The following is a 3,038-nucleotide window of genomic DNA, read 5'->3' on the forward strand; positions in this document are numbered from 1 at the left end:
ATCCAGAGGCCGGTGTTGCCACCGTCGCCACCGTCGCCGTCGCCGGAGGAGGCAGCCGGGGCGGGGGCGGGCTGCTGAGCCTTGTCGACGTTCCCGTCCGTGTCCTTCGAAGTCTCGGCGGACGGCGACGCGGAAGCGGCGGCCGCGAGGTCGGGCAGCGGGTACTCGTCGGCGGGGCCGGGGTCGCCGGGGTTGGTGAGGGCTATGCGCGGGCGGACGAAGCCGTACCCGACGGAGTCGTTCCGCTCGGCACCGCTGGTCGGACCACCGGCCGTGTTGAGCATGACGCGCAGCACCTGGTTGTTCGTCCAGTCCGGGTACTTGGACCAGATGAGGGCGGCGGAGGCGGAGGCGAGAGCGGTGGCGTCACTGGTGCCGCTGGTGTTGCAGAGGCCGGTCTCACCGGCGCAGGCTGTGATGATGTCGGTGCCCGGCGCGACCAGATCCACTTCTGGGCCGCGCTGCGATTCGCGGGTGGCTTTGGCATCCTTGCCCACCGCGCCGACGCCTACAACACCCGGTGTCGCGGCAGGAAATTCGACATCAAGGCCTTGATTTCCACTGTTGCCGACTGCGGCGAAGATGAGTTTGCCCTTGCTCAGCGCATACTTCACGGCTTCACGAACAGCGGCGCCGTCGTAAGGGCTGCCGAGCGAGATATTGATGACTTTCGCCGCCGAATCGACCGCGTACCGAATGGCCTCGGCCTTTTGCTCGTCGGCCTGCCTACCGGCGCTAAGGTCCACCCTGATCGGAAGGATCTTCGCCCCGGGAGCGAGACCGAAAGCGCCGTCCCCGCCATGGCTCTTGCCCGTCGCCGCGATCAGCGCCGCCATGCCCGTACCGTGATTGCCGAAGTCGTCGCGCTCGTCCCCGGGCTTCACAGAGAAGTCCTTGCCCGGCAGCACTTGGCCTTCCAGGTCGGGCTCCGGATCCACACCCGAGTCGATGACCGCGACGGTGACGCCCTCACCCGTGCTGGTCCGCCACATCTCCTCGGCCTTCATGACGTCGAGATGCCACTGTCTCGACCTGACCGTCTCGGCGTGGGCAGGGGTGGCTGCCACGCCCGCCAGCAGCAGCCCCAGAGAGCCGGATATGAGCACGTTCCACCGGGTGGCTCGGGTGCTGCTGGCGCGCATGTACGGTCCTTCTCACCGGATTCGGGCAGGGACGGGAGTTCAGTCGATGACCGGCGGCACGATGCGGCGACCGCCCTGCTGCCAGGTCTCTTCGTCTTCTGTCAGGTAGTCGGGGCGCTGTCCGTCCTCGTCCTCGGGGCGCCGACCGGGCCGCTGCGGGGAGTGCAGTGTCACGCCGGGGCGTCCCGTCTGTCCCGAGCGGGCTCCGCCGTCCGCCCCCGCGCCACGGACCAGGCCCGAGCCGCCAGGGGTGAAGGGGCGGCCGACGGCCGTCCCTGGCTGCTGCGGCCGACCAGCCACCATGCCGCCGGTCTCACCCGCCAGACGACGCCCGGCAGCCGTGCCGCCGGAAGCGCCGGCGCCACCGCCCGTCGTGCCACCGCCGGTCGCACCGCCCATCGGCGGACGGCCGTGCATCGCCTCGCCGCCCACGACCGTGCCGCGCGGGATCCCGCCCGAGGGACGGCCCGAAGCCTGCGGCGGTACGGGACGACCACCGACAATGCCGGTGTCCCGTGGCATCCGCCCGCCTGGAGAACTGGCGAGTGGCGACTGCCCGGAGAGCGAAGGCGGACGGACACCGCCGACCCGGCCTCCGCCGGGCGGCGAGCCGGGGTTGCCGCCGAACGCGGGCGGAATCAGCCCAACCGGGGGCATGCCGCCATCGGGACGGCCCACCGGAGGAACCACGCCCGGAGTCCCGGTCGGCGGAACCTGGGTCGGGGGCAGCGTGGCCACGCTGTCGATCTCCATGGCCACAGGACGTTCCGCAGAGGGCGACGTCGTCTGGACCTGCGTGGGAAGCCCCGTCATCGGCGGAACGTTCCGGGACTCCGACGAGACCTGATGACTCGTGCCCACGTAAGCGCCGGACGCACCGCCGCCGCCCGTGCTCTGCCCCGTGGACCAGGAAGCGTCGGACGAGCCGTAACGGGTCGCATCGGGCACGAACGCCTGCGGCGGCGGCGGAAACACCGGCGGGTCCTGCGCCCCTATCACCGACGACGACAGCGAGTACGACTGCGCCAGCTTCGTCATCTGCTGGACGGCTTCCGCGTGGTCCTCTCTGAGCTTGGCCCGCGCCTGCGACGCGATCATCTGCGAATCGGGGTCGTTGTGGAACTCCCGGGCCGCGTCAAGGTTCCCCTGCGCCGAGGCGTCCACCGGCGGAAGCGCGGCCTTGACCTCCCTGAGCGTCTGGGCCGCGTCACCCATCCACACGGCGCCGACGTCCGTGTAGTCCGCCAGCAGCAGCGTGGCCTTCCAGGTCTGGTCGCCCCATGCCTCGAACGCCTCGCCCGCCTCACCCCGCCAGTCCACCGAAGTGATGTACGTCTTGAGATCCTGGCCGATGGTGTCGATCGCCTGAGCCGCCTCGGCCAGCAGCTCGGCGTGGCTCTTGAGCGTGTCAGGGTTCGCGGCCTCGATCATGTTCCGCAGTTGCTGATGCGTGTGCGCCTCGAAGTCGGTGGTCGCCGCGTACGATCCGCCGCCCCCGCCGTTGTCAAGCATGGCTTCGGCCCCTCATATCCCCGTACCCCCGTATTCCCAAGTCCCCGTGTCGGCCAGGCCGGCCTCAGAATGCGCTGCCGGCGTCCGTGCCGCTTTCCCCGGCGGGCGCCCCGCCCGCCACACGCTCCTGCTCCCCGCGCCGTTCCTCCTCGCGGCGGTCGTACTCCTCCTGCGCGCTCTGGCTGATGCGCTGCATACGCCGCCTGATGTCGTCGTCGATGTTCTCGTACCCCCTGCGGGAGCCGTCGACGGCGATGCCCAGGGCCTCGATCTGGCCCGCCAGTCCCCGGGAAAGGTTCTGGAGTTCAGTGTGAACCTTCTTGTACACCCCGTACAGTTCGTCCGCCTCGCTGAATCCCGTACCGAGGTCGCCCCGGGCGACCT

The 3,038-nt window shown here is 70.4% G+C and carries 2 protein-coding genes and 1 pseudogene; all 3 read right to left on the bottom strand.

Annotation, left to right across the window (positions count from 1 at the left end; all coding sequences use genetic code 11):
- Positions 1–1,142 (bottom strand): type VII secretion-associated serine protease mycosin (gene mycP, locus WH07_RS35520; RefSeq protein WP_046509342.1); only part of this gene is annotated, 1,142 nt, incomplete at its 3' end.
- 39 nt (positions 1,143–1,181) lie between these two features.
- On the bottom strand, positions 1,182–2,654 hold the full coding sequence (locus WH07_RS35525; protein WP_046509344.1) for a hypothetical protein: 1,473 nt from the start codon (positions 2,652–2,654) through the stop codon (positions 1,182–1,184).
- Between the two features lie 64 nt (positions 2,655–2,718).
- A pseudogene (locus WH07_RS35530) lies at positions 2,719–3,038 on the bottom strand (hypothetical protein); the annotation flags it as partial.

The organism is Streptomyces odonnellii, from assembly GCF_000981895.1.
In the GTDB taxonomy this organism is placed as follows: domain Bacteria; phylum Actinomycetota; class Actinomycetes; order Streptomycetales; family Streptomycetaceae; genus Streptomyces; species Streptomyces odonnellii.

Excerpts from the sequence above, each read along its gene's own strand:
- WH07_RS35525 (WP_046509344.1), bottom strand. The coding sequence starts at position 2,654 with ATGCTTGACAACGGCGGGGGCGGCGGATCGTACGCGGCGACCACCGAC.